The 17,213-nt window shown below is 73.7% G+C and carries 12 protein-coding genes; 6 read left to right on the forward strand and 6 right to left on the reverse strand.

The genetic code is table 11. The features are described from left to right. Positions 1-87: 87 nt before the first annotated feature. A complete protein-coding gene (gene gstA / locus N4G63_RS00575) occupies positions 88-696 on the forward strand; it encodes a glutathione transferase GstA (protein WP_314599218.1) in 609 nt (202 codons plus the stop codon). Positions 697-754: 58 nt separating this feature from the next. Here the strand turns inward: gstA and N4G63_RS00580 are convergent, their stop codons facing one another. Both N4G63_RS00580 and N4G63_RS00585 read right to left on the reverse strand, forming a co-directional pair. Beyond that, on the reverse strand, positions 755-2,449 hold the full coding sequence (locus tag N4G63_RS00580; RefSeq protein ID WP_260789390.1) for a thioredoxin family protein: 1,695 nt from the start codon (positions 2,447-2,449) through the stop codon (positions 755-757). Positions 2,450-2,557: 108 nt separating this feature from the next. Further along, positions 2,558-3,346: a hypothetical protein gene (locus N4G63_RS00585; protein WP_260789388.1), complete on the reverse strand. Its 789-nt coding sequence runs from the start codon at positions 3,344-3,346 to the stop codon at positions 2,558-2,560. Between the two features lie 112 nt (positions 3,347-3,458). Between N4G63_RS00585 and N4G63_RS00590 the strand changes: the two genes are divergently transcribed. Next, positions 3,459-4,364: a pirin family protein gene (locus N4G63_RS00590; protein WP_260789386.1), complete on the forward strand. Its 906-nt coding sequence runs from the start codon at positions 3,459-3,461 to the stop codon at positions 4,362-4,364. Positions 4,365-4,696: 332 nt separating this feature from the next. Further along, positions 4,697-5,164 (forward strand): hypothetical protein, encoded by a 468-nt coding sequence (locus N4G63_RS00595; RefSeq protein ID WP_260789384.1) that lies wholly within the window; start codon positions 4,697-4,699, stop codon positions 5,162-5,164. A gap of 43 nt (positions 5,165-5,207) precedes the next feature. Here the strand turns inward: N4G63_RS00595 and N4G63_RS00600 are convergent, their stop codons facing one another. The 4 genes from N4G63_RS00600 to N4G63_RS00615 form a co-directional block, all read right to left on the reverse strand. Beyond that, complete coding sequence (locus N4G63_RS00600; protein WP_260789382.1) at positions 5,208-7,436, reverse strand: hypothetical protein; 2,229 nt, start codon at positions 7,434-7,436, stop codon at positions 5,208-5,210. Positions 7,437-7,445: 9 nt separating this feature from the next. Further along, on the reverse strand, positions 7,446-8,732 hold the full coding sequence (locus tag N4G63_RS00605) for a phosphatase PAP2 family protein (protein ID WP_260789380.1): 1,287 nt from the start codon (positions 8,730-8,732) through the stop codon (positions 7,446-7,448). Positions 8,733-8,825: 93 nt separating this feature from the next. Beyond that, a complete protein-coding gene (locus N4G63_RS00610; protein ID WP_260789378.1) occupies positions 8,826-10,670 on the reverse strand; it encodes a hypothetical protein in 1,845 nt (614 codons plus the stop codon). 172 nt (positions 10,671-10,842) lie between these two features. Further along, positions 10,843-11,937, reverse strand: a complete 1,095-nt coding sequence (locus N4G63_RS00615; protein ID WP_314599219.1) for an RDD family protein — start codon at positions 11,935-11,937, stop codon at positions 10,843-10,845. 201 nt (positions 11,938-12,138) lie between these two features. Between N4G63_RS00615 and N4G63_RS00620 the strand changes: the two genes are divergently transcribed. The 3 genes from N4G63_RS00620 (at position 12,139) to N4G63_RS00630 (ending at position 17,195) form a co-directional block, all read left to right on the forward strand. After that, entirely contained in the window at positions 12,139-12,534 is a 396-nt protein-coding gene (locus N4G63_RS00620; protein WP_260789374.1) for a c-type cytochrome, read from the forward strand. Between the two features lie 172 nt (positions 12,535-12,706). After that, positions 12,707-13,864 carry a tRNA guanosine(34) transglycosylase Tgt gene (gene tgt / locus N4G63_RS00625; RefSeq protein WP_260789372.1) on the forward strand — a complete coding sequence of 386 codons (1,158 nt, stop codon included), beginning with the start codon at positions 12,707-12,709 and terminating at the stop codon, positions 13,862-13,864. An 85-nt stretch (positions 13,865-13,949) separates the two neighbouring features. Continuing rightward, positions 13,950-17,195: an SNF2-related protein gene (locus N4G63_RS00630; protein ID WP_314599220.1), complete on the forward strand. Its 3,246-nt coding sequence runs from the start codon at positions 13,950-13,952 to the stop codon at positions 17,193-17,195. Positions 17,196-17,213 lie beyond the last annotated feature (18 nt).

The following is a 17,213-nucleotide window of genomic DNA, read 5'->3' on the forward strand; positions in this document are numbered from 1 at the left end:
GGCGGCAGCATACTGCCAGCCCCGCCGCCTGCGCGGCGCTGCCGCACGGACCGGCCGCGGCGGCCCCACCCTGATGGAGACATCCGCATGAAGCTCTACTACAGCCCCGGCGCCTGTTCGATGGCCGCCCACATCGTGCTGCAGGCCTCGGGCCTGCCCTTCCAGGCCATTGCGGCGCCCACCAAGACCAAGCTGCTGCCCGATGGCAGCGACTACCGCGCCATCAATCCGCTGGGTTATGTGCCGCTGCTCGAGCTGGCCGACGGCGAGCGCCTGACCGAGTGCCCGGTGATCATGCAGTACGTGGCCGACCAGGTGCCGGCCGCCCGGTTGGCACCGGCCAACGGCACGATGGACCGCTACCGCCTGCAGGCCTGGCTGACCTTCGTCAGCACCGAGCTGCACAAGGGTGGCTTCGGCGTGTTCTTCAACCCGAGCGCGAACGCCGAGTTCAAGGCCGCCGCCGGCGAGAAGCTGGCCGGCCGCCTGCGCTGGGTGAACGAGCAGCTCGAAGGCAAAACCTATGTGATGGGCGATGCCTTCACCGCCGCCGATGCCTACCTGTTCACCGTGACCAACTGGGCCAAGCCCACCGGCGTGGACCTGTCGCCCTACACCCGGCTGCTGGCCTGGCGCGAGCGCGTTGCCGCGCTGCCGGCGGTGCAGGCCACGTTGAAGGCCGAAGGCCTGGCCTGAGGCAGCCGGCGGGCTGGGCTGGGCTGGGCCGGCGTCGGCCCGGCCGGCCTGGCGGCAGTCAGCCTTTCTTGACGGCGTTCTTGAGCAGCGCGTCGCAGGTGGCGCGCTGCGCATCGGCGGGGTCGAGCTTGCCGCACACCGGCTGCAGGCCAGCCTGCAGCCGGCGCAGCACGGCATCGTGCTGGCCCTGGGCGTTCCAGCCGACCAGCTTGCCGCCCATGCGCTGCAGCGAGCGCGCGCTGCGCTCGTGAAACGCCGCGGGGTCGCGCGCGGCCTCGTCGATCAGCTGGCGCGCCACGCGCTCGATGCGCGCGGCGTCCTGCGGCGCCAGTTCCACCAGCGCGGTCAGGTAGCCGGCACCCCACTGCAGCCGGGTGGCCGGACCCTGCGCCTGGGTGAACGACTCTTCGTACCAGCGCAGCGCCTCGTCGGGCCGGCCCTGCTTGCGCGCGTTGCCGCCCAGCTGGCTCATCAGGTAGTAGGGCGAGTGGCTGCGCGCCAGATTGGCCTTGAGCAGCGCATCGCTGTCGGCCCACAGGCCGGCCTCACCCAGCAGGTAGGCGGCGGCGGTGATCACGGCCTGGCGCTCGTGGCCGTCGGTGATCTCGCGGTCTTCGCGCGCCACCACCTCGCGCACGCGCTGCAGCAGCGCGGCGGGCAGCCTGGGCGCGCGCTCGTCCTTGGCCTGGTCAAGGCGGGCCAGCTGCACGCGCGAGATCAGCGCCGAGAGGCGGTCGGCGCGTGACAGGCTGCCGTCGGCCTCCAGGCGCTGCAATGCGGTGTCAAAGGCGGCGGCGAGCTTCTGGCGCTCGGTGCCGCCGGGCCGCCCCGATGGGCCGGACGCGCCCTCGGGGGGCAGCGGCGACGCGGCAGGCGCGCGCGCCGTTGCGCCCTCAGGCGCCAGGGCCTTGGTGATGTCGCTGGCAAAGTTGACCAGCACATCCATCTGCGCGCGGCTGGCCGCGCCGTCGGCCAGCACCGCCAGCACCCGGCTGCGCAGCGCGGCGTCGGGCTTCAGGCCCGCGCCGTCGTCGCTTTCGGCCAGGGCCTTGAGCAGCAGGCGGGTGCCGGCCTCGCGCTCGGCCGGCGGGCAGGCTGCGGCCAGCCGGGCCAGCAGGGCGGCGCGCTCGGCGGCGGGCACCAGCTGAGATTCGTCGGTGGCCCAGCCATAAAAGGCCAGCATGCGCCACTCGCCGCCGCTGATCGGCCGGCCGGCACGGGCATCGGCCAGCACCGCCTTCACCGGGCGGCCGCCGGCCAGGCCCTGCTGCAGCACGGCCATCACCTGCGGCGCATCCACCTCTCCCGGCAGGCGGGTGATCTCGGCGCCCTCGGCGTTGAACAGGATCAGCGTGGGGTAGCCGCGCACCTTGAAGCGCCCGCCCAGCTTTTGCGCGCCGGCCAGATCACCGTCCACATGCACCGCGACAAAGCCCTTGGCGCGGTCAATGAAGTCCTGGCGGTTGAACAGCGTGGCCTTGAGCTGGTTGCACGGCGGGCACCAGCTGGCGCCCCAGTACAGCAGCAGCGGCTTCTTCTCGGCGCGGGCCTGGGCAAAGGCGCGCTCCACATCGGCGTCGGCGCCGGCCTGCTGCCAGGCCACGCCGGGGCCGGGCAGGGCCGCGGCCTGGCTGGCCAGGCCGACGGGCAGGCTCAGCGCCAGCGCCAGGGCGGTGCGCAGCAGCGGGCTGCGAAGGTGGGCGGTGCGCAGCAGCGGGCTGCGAAGGTGGGCGGTGCGAAGGGGTGGGCGCATCGGCAGGCTCGGGCTTCCTTGGTGGGGCACGGCGATTGTGGCGCTGCGCCCGGCGCGGCGGCGAAGGCGCTGCCCGCGCCGGCGGTGGGGTCGGGCCAGGGTGCGGGGTCAGGCGCCAATGTCGGCGCCAAGGTCGGGGTCGGGGTCGGGGTCGGGGTCGGCCCCGGCGCCCAGCGCCAGCTGCGCGTCGTCGTCCAGCGGCTCGGGCGTGGCGCGGGCCAGCGCCATCCACACCGCAAAGGGCAGGGTCATCGCGCGCTGCGGTGCCGGGCGAGCCACCTCCAGCGGCCCGCTGTCGGGCGCCAGCAGCACGCCGTAGACCGGCGGAATCTCCTCGGGCTGCGCGATGCCCGCGCGGATCACGTACCAGCACTCGCTGGCCAGCCAGCGGTAGGCCTGGCCCTTGGCCGGGCGGCGCAGGTCGGCCAGCAGGTCGGCGCGGCGCACCTTGATCTCGTGCGCCATCGGCAGCAGCCAGGCCTCCTTGGTGGTGTGGCGGATCGAATAGACATCGGGCATGGCGATGGCCCAGGCGGCGTCGGGGCCGTCGACCTCCTGGCCCTCATCGTTGCGGATCTGGCCCACGCGCGCGCGCAGTGCCAGGCCGCGCCACACCAGGCGCCCGGCGCGCTGCATCTCGCGCGCCACGCGGGCCACCAGGGCTTCGTGTGCGTCGCGGCTGGCGCGGTTTTTCTGCAGGGTGTCGGCCAGCAGGGTGATGCCGGCATCGGTGACGCGCAGGGTCTCGCGCCCGGCCGCATCCACCCGCTGGGCCAGCAGGCCGGCGGCCAGCAGCTCGGCCTCGAGCGGATCGCGGCAGGGCCAGCCGGCCGAGCGCCAGACCTCGCGCAGGCGGCGGCGATGGGCGGTGCTGAGGGCGGGTGCGGTGCTGGACACGGCCCGCAGCGTAGCGCGCCGCGCGCGGTCTGCCGCGCCATGCAGCGCCGGCGAACGCTGCGTTCAAGCCCCTGCGCATGGTGGCGGCGCGCGGCCATGCCACGATGCCGCCATGCGCACGATCACCACCCCGTCGAACCCAACCGCCGATGCCCTGCCGGTGCGCCAGCCGCGCACGGTGGAGCGCCTGGTCACCGGCCAGCCCACGCAGGACGGCGCCGGCGTCAAGCTCACCCGGGTTCTGACCCAGCCGCTGCAGCAGCGGCTCGACCCCTTTTTGATGCTCGACGCCTTCGGCTCCGACCAGCCGGGCGACTACATCGCCGGCTTTCCCGACCACCCGCACCGCGGCTTCGAGACCATCACCTACATGATTGCCGGGCGCATGCGCCACCGCGACTCGGCCGGCCACGAAGGCCTGCTCAGCAACGGCGGCGTGCAGTGGATGACCGCCGGCCGCGGCGTGGTGCACAGCGAGCTGCCCGAGCAGGAAGAAGGCGTGATGGAGGGCTTCCAGCTGTGGCTGAACCTGCACAGCGCCGACAAGATGCAGCCGCCCGGCTACCGCGACATCGCCAGCGCGCAGATTCCCGAATGGCAGGGCCCGGGCGTGACCGTGCGCGTGATCGCCGGCGCCAGCCAGGGCGTGGCCGGCGCCGTGCAGCGCCCCACCACTGAGCCGCTGTACCTGGATGTGCACCTGGCGCCCGGTGCGGTGTTGGCCCAGCCGCTGCCTGAAGGTCACAACGCCTTCGTCTACACCTACCGCGGCGCGCTGCGCATCGAAGGCACCGAGGTGCCGGCCCAGCGCATGGCCATCCTGGCCGGCGGCGGCATGAACCCCGCACCGGGCACCGATGGCGTGGTGCTGGCCGCCGGCGCCCAGGGCGCCCGCGCGCTGCTGATCGCCGGTGCGCCGCTGAAGCAGCCGATCGCCCAGTACGGCCCGTTCGTGATGAACACGCGCGAGGAGCTGCTGCAGGCCGTGGGCGACTTCCAGGCCGGGCGCTTCGGGTAACCGGGTAACCGGGCACCCGGCGCCGCGGTTACGCGGCACCACCCGCCAGGCGGGTTGGCCGGCCGGCTTCGGAGCGGCCGGGCGCTCGGCCGGCTGGGCACCCGGCACCGCGGGCACGCGCCGCCGCCCGCCAGGCGGGTTGGCCGGCCGGCTTCGGAGCGGCCGGGCGCTCGGCCGGCTGGGCACCCGGCACCGCGGGCACGCGCCGCCACCCGCCAGGCGGGTTGGCCGCGTAACCGGCCCGTACCCGCGATCAGGTGCCGCCCGGGGGTGGGGCGGCGATGCGACTACGTACACTCGGCCGGTTGTCACTTTCCCACCCGGAACACCCCATGACGCTTCGCCTGCTGACCGCAGCACTGCTGGCCACCGCCGCGGCCACCGCCGCCCAGGCCGCCGACCCGAAAACCGACGCGGCCGCCGCGGCGGCCAAGAGCGCGCCCAAGTACCTGATCATCGACCGCTCGTCCGAGGCGTTGATGGACAAGGCCGCAGCCCAGGCCGAGTGGGCCAAGCAGATCGAGGCCAAGGGCGGCAAGCGCCTGGCCAAGCTCTACCCGGTGGGCAAGTTCGGCTTCATCAGCCAGGTCGAAGGCGGCTTCACCGCCGACAAGACCTGCGTGGTGGCCGCCCGCGCCATGCTGGTGCCGCGCGCCGGCAAGGTGCTGCAGTTCGCACCCGAGAAGATCGCCACCACCTTTGACGCCAAGGCCGGCGCCGATGCCGCCGCCTGCAAGGCCCTGGGCGCCGCCAAGCTGGCCGAGGCCGTGGACTCGGTGCTGTCGACGCTGGTGAAGTAAGGCCCCGAGGCCGCCCGCCGGGCGCTGCCCGGACGCCTGCTGATCAGGGCAGACGCAGCCGCCCGTCCGCCGGATGGCTGAACGGTGTGCCGGTGGGCGGCGCCGGCTCTGCCGGGTGCTGCAGCCAGTCGGGCGGCGCGGGCAGCGCTACCGGCGTGGCCGGCAGGCCAGCGACGATGGCTGGCCGCGTGGCCCCTGCGGCCATGGCGTTGGCCAGGTAACGCGCGGCCTGCGGTGCCGCCGCACTGGTGCCGTTGAAGCGCTGCAGCGCGGCCCCCCGGTTGCCGGCCACCCGCACGCCGGGGTGGCTGAGGCCCGCGTCGGCCGCGGCCGCCAGCGGCAGCCAGGCCAGCGGTGGCGCTGGCGCGCCCGGCGCCGCTGCAGCACCCAGCCGCGGCATGCCCGAGTAGCGCGACACCGGACCCTGGTCGCGGCGGCCCTGGTAGGCCGCCACGGCCAGCGCCTGGGTGGCGGTGGCGATGTTGCTGAGCGTGTCGTCGCGCCGCACCACGCGGGCGGCCACCTGGGCAGGTTCTTCACCGGGCCCACAGCGCGCCGGGTTGAAGAATCGCGCCACCTGCGTGCGCACGCGGCCAAAGATCACCTCGTCGTTTTCGATCCAGGCCGAGACGGCCAGCGGCTGCGCGGCCCGATTGCTCACCGTGATGTGCCACGGCCCTGCCGGTGCCGGCGATCGGCGCGTTCGGCTGCTGGTGGTGCCCCAGATGCACAGCAGCGCCATGCTGCGGTCAGTGGCCTGCGCCACCACGGGGTAGAGCAGCAGCGCGGCCATCAGCTGGTCGGTGCCGATGCGCCATTCGTCCTCGGCCTGGGCGCCGTCTACCCGCAACACAGGCCCACCTGGCGCCTGCACCTCGAAAGCCAGCGTGCGCAGGTCAGTGCCGGGCGGAAGCCAGAACTCCACACAGGTGTCGAACGCCTGCGCCGGCGGCACCGACAAGCCCAGCTCGGCCCGGCCTGGCAGGCCGGCCGCAGCGGGCGGCACGGTCAGCTCAGCGTGGGTGTCGATGCGCCGGCTGTTGCCGGCCGCCAGGGTGATGGCCAGCCGCTCGTCGGCCAGCAGCAATTCGTCCATGGCCCGCTCGAACATGGCCTGGCCGGCATGGGCACCAGCATGCGCGCCGGACGAGAGGTTGATCACCACCGGCACCGGCTCGGCCGCCGCCGGGCTGACGACAAAGCGCTTGCGCGCCTCGGTCAGGATGAAACGCATGCCGTCCAGCGCGTTGACCGGCAGCCAACGGCCCGACGACACCTCCGACTGCTCACGCGGCAGATCCACCATGATCAGCGGGCAGACCGAGGCCGCATCACCCGGCGGCGCATACAACGCGTAGACGGGCTGCTCAGCCACCGGCAGACCGGGCGCCACGTGCGTGGTCAAGGCCGCGGCAGGTGCCGCCGCCATGGCCAGCACGCCGCTGCCGTGCGAGGCGCGCGCCAGCAGCACACGCGATGGCTTGAGCCATTGCCGGCGAGGCGGGCTGAGCGGATCTTCGGGCTCGCGATCGAGCACGGCAAAGGCGTTCTCGTAGCACAGCAACTCGTCGACACGGCCCGCGCGCGTGCTGGCGGCCATCAAAGCCGCCATCGCCGGCCGGTCGAGCACGCGGCCATGGGCAAAGCCGCTGGGCGCCTGCCACGGCGCATCGGCCGGGTCGCGCGTGCTCTGCTGCCACAGCACGGCCACCCGCGGTGCGCCATGCATGTCCAGCAACTGCGAATGGGCGAACGGGCAGCCATAGTCGATGATGCCCAGCACCACGTCCGCGGGTTCAGGCACCGGCACCGGCGGGAGCGGTCGCGAGACCGCTTCGACTGCCGCGCCGCGCGGATAGCCCAGTTGCAGCCGCGCCACCTTGGGATTGGCCAGCACGCTGGCGATGCGCGCGGCGATGGCGGCCGAAGGCAAGGTACTGCCCGGTGCACCCGGCAGGCTTGTGGCGATGCGCAGCGTGGCGAAGTGCGACGGGCCACCGGCTGCAGCGCCGATGGCAGGCAGCGGCTGGTCGTAAGCCGGCGGCACGCTGACGCCGAACGGGCTGCTGCGCACATCGTTCCAGTTGGCGCTGGCAGCGCTGCGTTCGACCACGAACGACAGCTGTGCGGGCAGTTGCCGCCCGCCCGGCTTCAGGTTGCGCCAGTCGCTCAGCTCGGCCCAGCGCAGGTAGGGATCGCGTGGCAAGCCGGCGTGGCCGCCCGTGGCGGGCGGCCACAGTGCCGAGGCTGGGGGCGTGGTGAGGATGGGCATGGCGCCGCCTCAGGCCACGGTGGCCCAATCGGCCCACTCGGACTTGGCCAGCTTCCAGGCGTGGGCCAGCAGGCCCAGCGCGATGTCGGGCGAAGCGGCATAGGCATCCAGATCCTCGAGCGGCTGCGCCACCGTCTGTGGCGCGCCCAGGTCCTCGAAGTAGGGCGGCAACGCCAGGCCGGTCTGACCTGCCGTGGCCTGATCCATCGGTTCATGGCGGTCAAAGTCGCGCATCAACGATGGCTGCGGCGCGCGTGCCTCGGGTGGCACGCCGGGCTGCAGCGTGAGGTCGCCATCAAAACCGCGCGGCTGCCAGGTGCCGGGACCCACGCCGCAGCGCGCCAGCACGTATTCGGCAAAGGTCACGCCCACCATGCGGCCAGCCACGTTGTCGACTGGAAAGTGCACACCGGCCACCACGCGGTTGTCGGAGATGCGCTTGGCCAGGCGCTGCAGCTGGGTATCGAAGGCACTGCCCGGGCTCTGGCCGCTCAGTGCGCGCAGCAGGTGGGCCACCAGAAACGCCTCGGCTGCATGGCCGCATGGAAATGCCCCAAAACGCCGCGGATTGATCATCGGCTGGATGCTGGGCGAAAAGGCGGTGGGCCGCAGGCAGGCCAGGCCGTGCTTGGCAATCTGGTTGACATGCGACAGAGCCTGCAGCGCCACCGCCAGGAACTCCAGTGTTCGGCGGTGGTTGCTGGGGTTCAGATCGGTGATGGCCGCCCAGAACTGCATTGGAATGCCCAGCTGACCGACGATCTCCGACAGGCGCTCCTGACGCAGATCGGCCATGTCGAACACCATCTGCGTCTGCAGTGCGAACAGGCGCTCGGGTGGACGCTTGAGCTGCAGCACCACTGGCGCCACGCCCAGCACCAGACCGCCGGCGGCGAGTGTGATGTTCATGTGACGCAGCACGAACTGGCCACCATTGGTAAATCGCATGTTGAGCGGCTGCATCAACGCGGTGATGCAGTTCTCGACGCGAATGTCATCGGCCCAGCGCTCGGCGTTGCGCACCGCAGCCACTGGCGGCATCAGGCGGGTGCGGGGCGGATCCCAGGTGGCGGCGAGGCGGGGTTCGACCAGCTCTTCGCGGCTGGCGGTGAGCGCGAAACTCATTGCCGGGTCGGCCCCCGGGCCCAGGCCAGCGCTGGGCGCCACGGTGGCCTGCGCAAAGTGGGGAACCCAGGCGCCCAGGGCGCCCTGCGCCCCTTGTGCGCCTTGCGCCCCCTGTGCACCCTGCGCCCCTTGCGCGCCCTGGGCCCCCTGCAATCCGCTGTAGATGGTCATGCTTCATCCTCCCTGCAGTGCGGGCCGTGCGTCTGCAGCGACCCTGGTGTTGCGCGGTCGGCGGTGTGGCCGCCGGCCCGCGGGAACGTGGGCCTAGCCCAGGGGCAGGCCTGCCTCGGTGAGGGCCTGCGCGAACAGGCGGTTCTGTGCGCTGTCCACCGCCGCGCGCGCCTGGAACTGGCGCACGTTGGACCCCGGCTCCACCGCGCGCAATTGCTGCACCGTCTGGCGCGCTGCGTCCACCTGACCCAGCATCACCTGCGAGATGGCCAGCGCGCGGTAGCTCGAGCCATGCATGCAGTTGGCTCCGATGGCACGCTGCGCCAGCTCGACCGCCCGCTCGTAGCGCTGGGCGCCCATTGCTGCGGTGGCGCTGAGCGAGTCGTAATAGAAGCGCAGCGGGTCCAGTGGTGACAATTGCAGCGACCTCTCACTGGCGTCCAGCGCGGACAGCCCCTCGCCAAGAAACCCATGCGCCACGCCCTTGAGCAGCCAGGCCAGCGGCTCGCTCGGATTGCGCGACAGCGCCAGTTGATAGTAGTGACGGGCCCCGGCCATGTCGAGGTGCACACCGGCGCGCACCGAGCCCGCCATCGTCAAGGCCAAGGATGAACCAGGGTCGCAGTCGAGTGCACGTTGGGCATGGTCACTGGCCAGCGCGCCGTCACGGGCCACATCGGGCGACCAGCCCTGCACGATGCGGAACACGCGCCAGCGCGCCAGCCAGGCCAGCGGCACGGCATGGCGCGGGGCGCGCTCATGCAAAGCCTGCAGCATCTCCTGGGCACGCTCGAAGTCGGTGTGGGTGAACCGGTGCAGCAGGTTCACGGCCGCCAGGTACAGGGTGTGCGCGGCCAGGTTCGGCAACGGGCGGCCACAGGCGATGTCGTACTCGGCGGCCGTCAGCGCCTGCACCAGCACGGTGACGATCTCGGCCAGCCAGCCCTGCCCCGGATCGGCCAGAGTGTCTGCCGTGCAGTGCAGCGCCCGCTCCCAGATGCAGCGGCCGCTGGCCGCGTGCAGCAAGCGAAGTTGCACCTGCAGCGTGCCGGCATCGGTCGGCTGCCGCTCGCCCGCGAGCACGTAGTCGGCCGCCAGGCGGCCGGCGGCCTCGGTCGGCGCAGTGCCGCGCCCGCGGAAGGCGTTGGCCGACAGCATCGATGTGACCTGCAGCAGCGGGCAGGCCGACAAGGCCGCCGCCAGCTGATCAACCAGCACATCGCCCGCATCGGGTGCGGCAGCGGTGCGGCCGTCAGCGGCCCAGTTCAGCGGCAGCACGGCCAGGCGCGGGCGGATGTCGGCCGGGGCTTGCAGGGTGGGCCTGGGCGAGGCACTGGCGGCGGGCATGGCCGCTGCACCCTTGGCGGCGCCTGCAGGCACCGGGTCTGGCGGCGGCAGGGGCAGCAGGCGGTAGGCCCGAAGCGGCACCTCCAGGTGTTTGAGGTAGACCTCGCCCAGATCGAGCAGCCCGCCGTCCAGCGCATCGGTGAGCTGGTCACGCACGGTGGCACTGAGCCAGGTGTGGCCGGGCTGGGCCATGGCCGCCAACCGGGCCGTGAGATTGAGGCCCTGGCCGTAGACCGCATCGTCCTCGTCACTCAGCAGATCGGCGCAGTGCAGGCCGATGCGCAGGGCCAGCGCTGGCGTGGCAGCGACCTCAGCGTCGCCTGGCAGGGCGGTGGCGGCGGCGTCGGCATGCATGGCCAGCGCGCAGGCGGCGGCGGCGCGCGCGTCGTCAAAGCCGGCCAGCAGCCCGTCACCGCGGCGCTCGAGCACACGACCGCCAGCCGGCACGACACGCTGTCCGGCCAGTCCCTGAAGCAGCCGGCGCACCCGGCCGGCGTGCAGACGCTCGTCTTGCGCCATCAGCCGCACCGACTCGACGACGTCGACGAACACCACCGTCGCGCGGACGATGCGCAGCTCAGTCTTGTTCACCCCTCCGCCCCGTGGTTTGCCCGAACGCCTGACAGGCGCAGGGCCTGGCGGCATCGTGGTCATGTGAAACATCGGTAACGATAGCGCCTGCCCACCCAATGCGCTATCTCTGGGCCTTCACCGGGCGATCACCGGGCGATCACCGGGCGATCACCGGGCCTTCATGGGGCTGTCATCCGCCCGCCGGGCCCGCGGGCGGGCGTACATCAGGCGGCTCGGCCGCCAGCGGCCGGGTGGCCCACGACGCGTTGCGGGCAGGCATGGAACGCCCATCCAGCACCACGGTATGCGCCGTCTTGTCCTGGATGGCCTGGCGGTTGGGGTCCCACAGCAGCTGCGCCAGGCCCAGGCCGCCGGTGGCCATGCCGGCGGCATAACCGCCGTAGCGCTTGAGGTTGCGCAGCGGCGTCATCGGCTTGCCGGTGAGCTCGACCACACGCAGGCCCAGCAGGCGCTTGCCCAGGGTCTGGCCCGGCCGGCCGCCCAGCCACCCGGCCGGCAGCAGCGTGAAGTACAGCAGCGACCACAGCCAGCCTTCGCCCAGCTGATCCAGCCAGTGCTCGGCGCGCGCCTGCCAGGCGCCCAGGCCCGGCGCACGCAGGCGCTGCAGCTCGTCGCTTTGCGCCTGGATGCGCCGGCGCAGGGCGTCCAGCTCGCCGCGTCGGCCCATTGACGCGGCCGACGCCGCGGTTGCCGCCAGGGCCGCCGAGGCCGGGGCACTGGCCGCTTCGGCCACCAGCGCCGCCATGTCGCCGAGCGCAACGCCGGGCACCACGATCACGCCATCCGCGGCCTCGTCGGGCACGGCGGCGGCCTGCCGCGGCTCGTCGTCGTGATGGGTCAGTGCGCCCAGGCCCAGCAGCAGCGCGGCCGCGGCCACGGCCCGCCAGGGCCGGTTGGCGGCGGTGGCGGTGGCGGTGGCGCTGTCGGGCGCGCGCCAGCCGCTGCGCCGCCGCAGGTGCTGCCACAGCAGCAGCGCGGCCAGCGCCAGCATCACCCAGGCATTGCCCAGGGCATTGAAGGCGGCGATCCACAGCCCGTCGATGGCCATGGCCGCCGCGCGCCGGCCCGGCCGGGCCAGCGGCTGACCCAGCAGCGCGGGGTCGACGTTCAGATCCTCGGGGCTGACGCCATCGCGCCGGCCGCGGCCATCGGCCCCGGCCGGCAGCTCGGTGTGCGGCTCGGTGTGCGGCTCGGCGGGCGGCTCGGCGGGCGCATCGGCGGCATTGCGTGCGGGCAAGTCGGCAGGCGGGGGATGGGGTGACATCGGTGGCGTCGATTCTGCCGTCCGCAGCGCGCCCGCCACGCTCGGCACCATGCCCGGCGCGGCGCAATGCTCCAGGCGGCGACACCCTTGCTCCATCCTGGCGAAATGGGTGGGCGACTTGAGGTCGGTCAAATCCGGCCCGGTGCTGCGCCGCAAGATGACGCCATCGACGCACTGGCCGTCATTGCTGGAGAACCTCACATGCATCGCAAGCCGAACCTTCTTGCCGCCGCGGCCCTGGCCGCCGTGACCCTTGCCACCGGCACCGCCGCCCGCGCCAGCGATGACGCCGTGCTGTCGCTGGCCAAGAACGCGGGCTGCATGACCTGCCACCACATCGAGCCCGGCGCCAAGGGCCCCGATGGCCTGGCGCCCATCGGTCCGGCCTGGAAGGATGTGTCGGCCAAGTACAAGGGCCAGAAGGGCGCGGATGCCAAGCTCACGCAGACCGTGCTGGCCGGCTCGAACCCGTACGAAAGCCATTGGAAGGGCAAGGTGTCGGGCCTGGCCATGCCGCCCAATGCCGTGGCCATCAAGGAAGCCGACGCCAAGAAGCTCGTGAAGTGGATCCTGGCGCTCGACGCCTCGAAGAAGTAAAGCACGGCGCCCCCAGCCCGGCGGGCGCCGCCCGGGGCATGCGCCTGGGGCGCGGTGCGCCGGCTGGTGGGGCGGCTGGTGGGGCGGCTGTTAGAGCGGCCGTTAGTGCGGCTGTTCGGGCGGCCGGTGGCGCGCCGAGAGGGCCTGCGCTCCTCGGCGACAATGCCGCCCCATGCTCCAGTTCGACCTGCTCTCCACCGAAGGCTTGGCCCGCCGCGGCCGCCTCACGCTGAACCATGGCGTGGTGGAAACACCGGTGTTCATGCCGGTGGGCACCTACGGCACCGTCAAGGGCGTGATGCCGCAGTCGCTGGTCGACATGGGCGCGCAGATCATCCTGGGCAACACCTTCCACCTGTGGATGCGCCCGGGGCTGGACGTGATCGCGCAGTTCAAGGGCCTGCACGCCTTCGAAGGCTGGCAGCGGCCCATGCTCACCGACTCGGGCGGATTCCAGGTGTGGAGCCTGGGCGAGATGCGCAAGATCAGCGAGCAGGGCGTCAAGTTCGCCTCGCCGGTCAATGGCGACCGCCTGTTCCTCACCCCCGAAGTGAGCATGCAGATCCAGACGGTGCTCAACAGCGACATCGTCATGCAGTTCGACGAGTGCACGCCCTACGAGGTGAAGGGCCGGCTGACCACCGAGGCCGAGGCCCGCACGTCGATGGAGCTCAGCCGGCGCTGGATGCACCGCTGCCGCGACGAGTTTGCGCGGCTGGAGAACCCGAACGCGCTGTTCGGCATCGTGCAGGGCGGCATGTTCGAGCACCTGCGCGAAGAGTCGCTGCAGGCCCTGGTCGAGATGGACCTGCCCGGCTACGCCGTGGGCGGCGTCTCGGTGGGCGAGCCCAAGGAAGACATGCGCCGCATCATGGCGCACACCCCCCATCGGCTGCCGGCCCACAAGCCGCGCTACCTGATGGGTGTGGGCACGCCCGAAGACCTGGTCGAGGGCGTGGCCTGCGGCGTGGACATGTTCGACTGCGTGATGCCCACCCGCAACGCGCGCAACGGCCATCTGTTCACGCGCTTTGGCGACCTGAAGATCCGCAACGCCCGGCACAAGACCGACCCGGGCCCGCTCGACCCCAGCTGCGGCTGCGTGGCCTGCGCCGGGCCTGCGGGCTCCAGCCAGGGAGGCTTCAGCCGTGCCTACCTGCACCACCTTGATCGTTGCGGCGAGATGCTGTTTCCGATGCTGGCCAGCATCCACAATCTGCACTACTACCTGAACCTGATGCGCGAGGTGCGCGCAGCGCTGGACGAAGGCCCTGGCGGGTTCGCCGCCTTCCGTGCGCAATTCCTGTCCGACCGGGCCCGCGGCGTCTAGCCAGCCGCACGGCGGACATTCATCCATCCGACACTGCGGGCGGCCCAACCGGAGGCCGCCTGCCCGAGACAAACACCCACATCCCATGGCAACCACCCCTGCCAAGACCCGTCGCCGCGCGAGCGCCAACCCTGCCGAGGCAGCGCTCCCGCAGGCCGACCAGCCCACTCCGGCCTCCACACACACCGACGCCCTGAGCCCCCCGCCGGCCGCCAAGACCCGCCGCAAGACGGCGAGCCAGGCCGCAGACACGGCCGCCCCGGCCGAGGCCCCGAAGGCTGCCGGCAAGACCCCGGTGGCCAAGAAGGCCACCACCGGGAAGGCCACCCTCCAGAAGGCCACCACCGAGACGACCACCATCGAGAAGACCGCCTCCAAGAAGGCGTCTTCCGAGAAGGCCGTGGCCAATACCGCCGGTCGCGCGCGCGCCGCCGAGGCGCCGGAACCCGCACCCGCAGCGCCGGTGGCAGCCCAGGCCGACGCCAAGCCCAAGGCCGCTGCGCGCAAGCGGGCGGCCGGCGCCGCCGCGGCGTCGATGGCGGCCGAGGCCCCCCCGGCCGTTGTGGCCGTGGCCACACCCGCAGCAGCACCCGCAGCAGCACCCGCAGCAGCACCCGCACCCGCACCCGCACCGGCCGCTGAGAAGCCGGCCCGCAAGGCGGCTGGCAAGGCAGCCAGCCAGCCGGCAGCCACGTCAGCCGGCCAGCCCAAGGCCGCCAAGCCGGCGGGTGCCAAGGCCGCAGGCACGAAGGCCGCCGCCGCCCCGGCGCCCGCCGGCAAGACGGACAAGACCCAGACCCGGCGCGGTGCCAGCCAGGCCGCTGAACCGGTGCCGGCCGAGTCGACTGCGGCGCAGGCCCCAGCCGAAGCCCTGCCGGCAGCCGCAGCCGCAGCCGCAGCCGCAGCCGCAGCCGCAGCCGCAGCCGCAGCCGCAGCCGTGGACGCCACGCCGGTTGCCGCGCCGCCGCAACGCACACCCGCCCGCAAGCGGGCAGGGCGCCAGGCCGGTACCGGTGCGGCATCCACCGCCACGAACGCCGGCGCCGCGCCAGCCGCCGCGCCGGCGCCCACCGCGCCGCTGGCTGAAACCAGCGCCGAAGCGCCGGCCGTCGATGACGCAGCAGCCGGCGCCTCGGCGCCTGCCGCGTCGGGCGAGGCCGCCGTGGCCCAGGCTGAGCGCGACAGCGCAGCCGCCGCCGCCGCCGGCGAAGCGCCGGCCGCCACAGCCGACGCCACCGCCGACGACTCGGCCGACAACGCCACCGAGACCCAGCCTGACAGCCCGCCCGAGGGCGAATCGGCCGCCGGCCGCGAGCGCAGCCGGCGCAGCCGCAACCGCCAGCGCAACCGTGAGCGCAACCGCGAGCGCGCCGAAGCCCGCACCGAGGCCCCCGCGGCCGCGGCCAAGCCGGCGCAGGGCGAGTCGGCCGATGCCGAGCGCGTGCGCAAGTCCCCTGACGCCAGCGCCCCGGCCCCGGCCCGCACACCGGCCCAAACCTCGGCCCATTCCTCGGCCCACACCTCGACCGACACCCCCGCCCCGGCCGCCGACCCGGCCCTTGCCGAGACGGCTGCAGCCGCGCCCGACACGCCGAACACGCCCGCCCCACCGGCGCGGCCGCCACGGCCGGCGCGCCCGCAGCGTCCGGCGCCCAGCGGCCCGGCGCACAGCACACTGCAATGCCTGGACGGCGACCAGCGCCAGATCGTCTGGCACACCGGCCGTGGCGCCAGCGACGCGCTGTTCGTCGCCGCCGCCGAGCGCCTGGGCGCCAGCGGCCAGTTGCCCGACGCGGACGACGACAGCCTGCCGCGCCTGCTGCGCCAGGCTGCCGACGAGGGCCACCCGGTCGAGGTGGACCCCGCCGTGTGGGCCCAGCTGGCCGCCCGCCGCGATGCGCGCACCCGCGCCGGCGTGTTGCAGGCCGCCTACCCCGACGGCCCGGCCAGCCCGGCGCTGCGTGGCCTGCTGGCCGCACCGCTGCCGCTGTTCCAGGCCGAAGGCGCGCTGTGGGCGGTGGTGGCCGGCCGCGGCCTGCTGGCCGACGAGCGTGGCCTGGGCAAGAGCGTGATGGCCATTGCCGCCGCGCAGCTGTGGCGCCGCCACTTCGGCGTGCGCCGCGTGGCGGTGATCAGCGGCGCCGGCGAGCGCCTGGCCTGGCAGCGCGCCTGGCGGCGCTTTGCCGGCCAGCCCGCGCAGGTGATGGAAGGTGGCCTGCACCAGCGCCAGGCCGCCTGGTCGCAAGAGGCCGAGGTGCGCATCCTGGCGCCCGAGGCCCTGGCCAGCGACGCCGCCCACCTGGCGCACTGGGCGCCCGAGCTGGTGATCATCGACGAGCCGCAGCGCCTGGCGCTGGATGCCGGCGACTGGGCCGCGCTGGCGCAGGCGCCGCAGGCCCTGCTGCTGTGCGGCGCGCCGCTGGACGACCAGCCCGCGCTGCTCGAGCAGCTGGTGACCTGGCTCGACCGCGACCGCCTGGGCGCGCTGGCGGCGCTGCGCGAGGTGCAGGCCGCCCGCGAGGGCCACGCCGTGCTGGATGACGCCGGTGTCGAGCGCGTGTCCGACGCCCTGTCGCGCAGCGTGCTGCAGCGCCAGCGCGCCGAGGTGGCCGAGCAGCTGCCGCCGCTGGTCTACAGCGAGCGCATCGTGCCGCTGGCCCCGGCCCAGCGCGAGGCGCACGAGCGCCACCTGGCCACGCTGCGCCGCGTGCTGGCCGGCTGGCAGGCCAGCGCCTACCTGTCGGACACCGACCAGTGGCGCCTGGCCACCACGCTGCGCGCCGCCCTGGCCGCCTGCCACCGCGCCGATCCGGCGGTCGAGACCAGCCCGCTGGCCGAGGCCGTGGTGCAGGCCGTGGCCGATCAGCTGCAGGCCTGGAACCCGGCCACCGACGCCGCGGCGCCGCTGCAGGTGGCGCTGCTGTGCGAGACCACGGCCGACGCCGCCCAGCTGGCTGCCATGCTGCAGGCGCGCGGCCTGGCGCGGCCCGGCGTCACGCTGCTGGCCGATGGCCAGCCGGTGGGCGTGGCGCCCGATGCCGTGCTGCAGGTGGGCGTGCCCTGGCGCACCCGCCGTGCCGCCCTGCTGCCGGCCGGTGCCGGTGCCGCCACCGTGCCGGGCCAGCAGTGGCAGCTGCTGGTGGCGCAGGACAGCCTGGAAACCGCGCTGTTCGACACCCTGGCCGCACGCACCGATGTGCCGCGCGGCGCCGCCGATGCCGGCAGCCGCGGCTTCCTGCAGGGCGAGCGCCTGCTGGCCTGGCTGCAGGCCGTGCAGCAGGCGCTGCAGGCCATGCCGGCCGCCCAGCCGTCTGTCGGCGCGGGCGGCTGAGCGGTCGCGCCGGGCTTG

The sequence above is a fragment of the Aquabacterium sp. OR-4 genome, from assembly GCF_025290835.2.
Lineage (GTDB): Bacteria > Pseudomonadota > Gammaproteobacteria > Burkholderiales > Burkholderiaceae_C > Pseudaquabacterium.

Coding starts and splice junctions, on each gene's coding strand:
- gstA (WP_314599218.1), top strand. CDS start 88: ATGAAGCTCTACTACAGCCCCGGCGCCTGTTCGATGGCCGCCCACATC.
- N4G63_RS00580 (WP_260789390.1), bottom strand. CDS start 2,449: ATGCGCCCACCCCTTCGCACCGCCCACCTTCGCAGCCCGCTGCTGCGC.
- N4G63_RS00590 (WP_260789386.1), top strand. CDS start 3,459: ATGCGCACGATCACCACCCCGTCGAACCCAACCGCCGATGCCCTGCCG.
- N4G63_RS00595 (WP_260789384.1), top strand. CDS start 4,697: ATGACGCTTCGCCTGCTGACCGCAGCACTGCTGGCCACCGCCGCGGCC.
- N4G63_RS00600 (WP_260789382.1), bottom strand. CDS start 7,436: ATGCCCATCCTCACCACGCCCCCAGCCTCGGCACTGTGGCCGCCCGCC.
- N4G63_RS00605 (WP_260789380.1), bottom strand. CDS start 8,732: ATGACCATCTACAGCGGATTGCAGGGGGCCCAGGGCGCGCAAGGGGCG.
- N4G63_RS00615 (WP_314599219.1), bottom strand. CDS start 11,937: ATGTCACCCCATCCCCCGCCTGCCGACTTGCCCGCACGCAATGCCGCC.
- N4G63_RS00620 (WP_260789374.1), top strand. CDS start 12,139: ATGCATCGCAAGCCGAACCTTCTTGCCGCCGCGGCCCTGGCCGCCGTG.
- tgt (WP_260789372.1), top strand. CDS start 12,707: ATGCTCCAGTTCGACCTGCTCTCCACCGAAGGCTTGGCCCGCCGCGGC.
- N4G63_RS00630 (WP_314599220.1), top strand. CDS start 13,950: ATGGCAACCACCCCTGCCAAGACCCGTCGCCGCGCGAGCGCCAACCCT.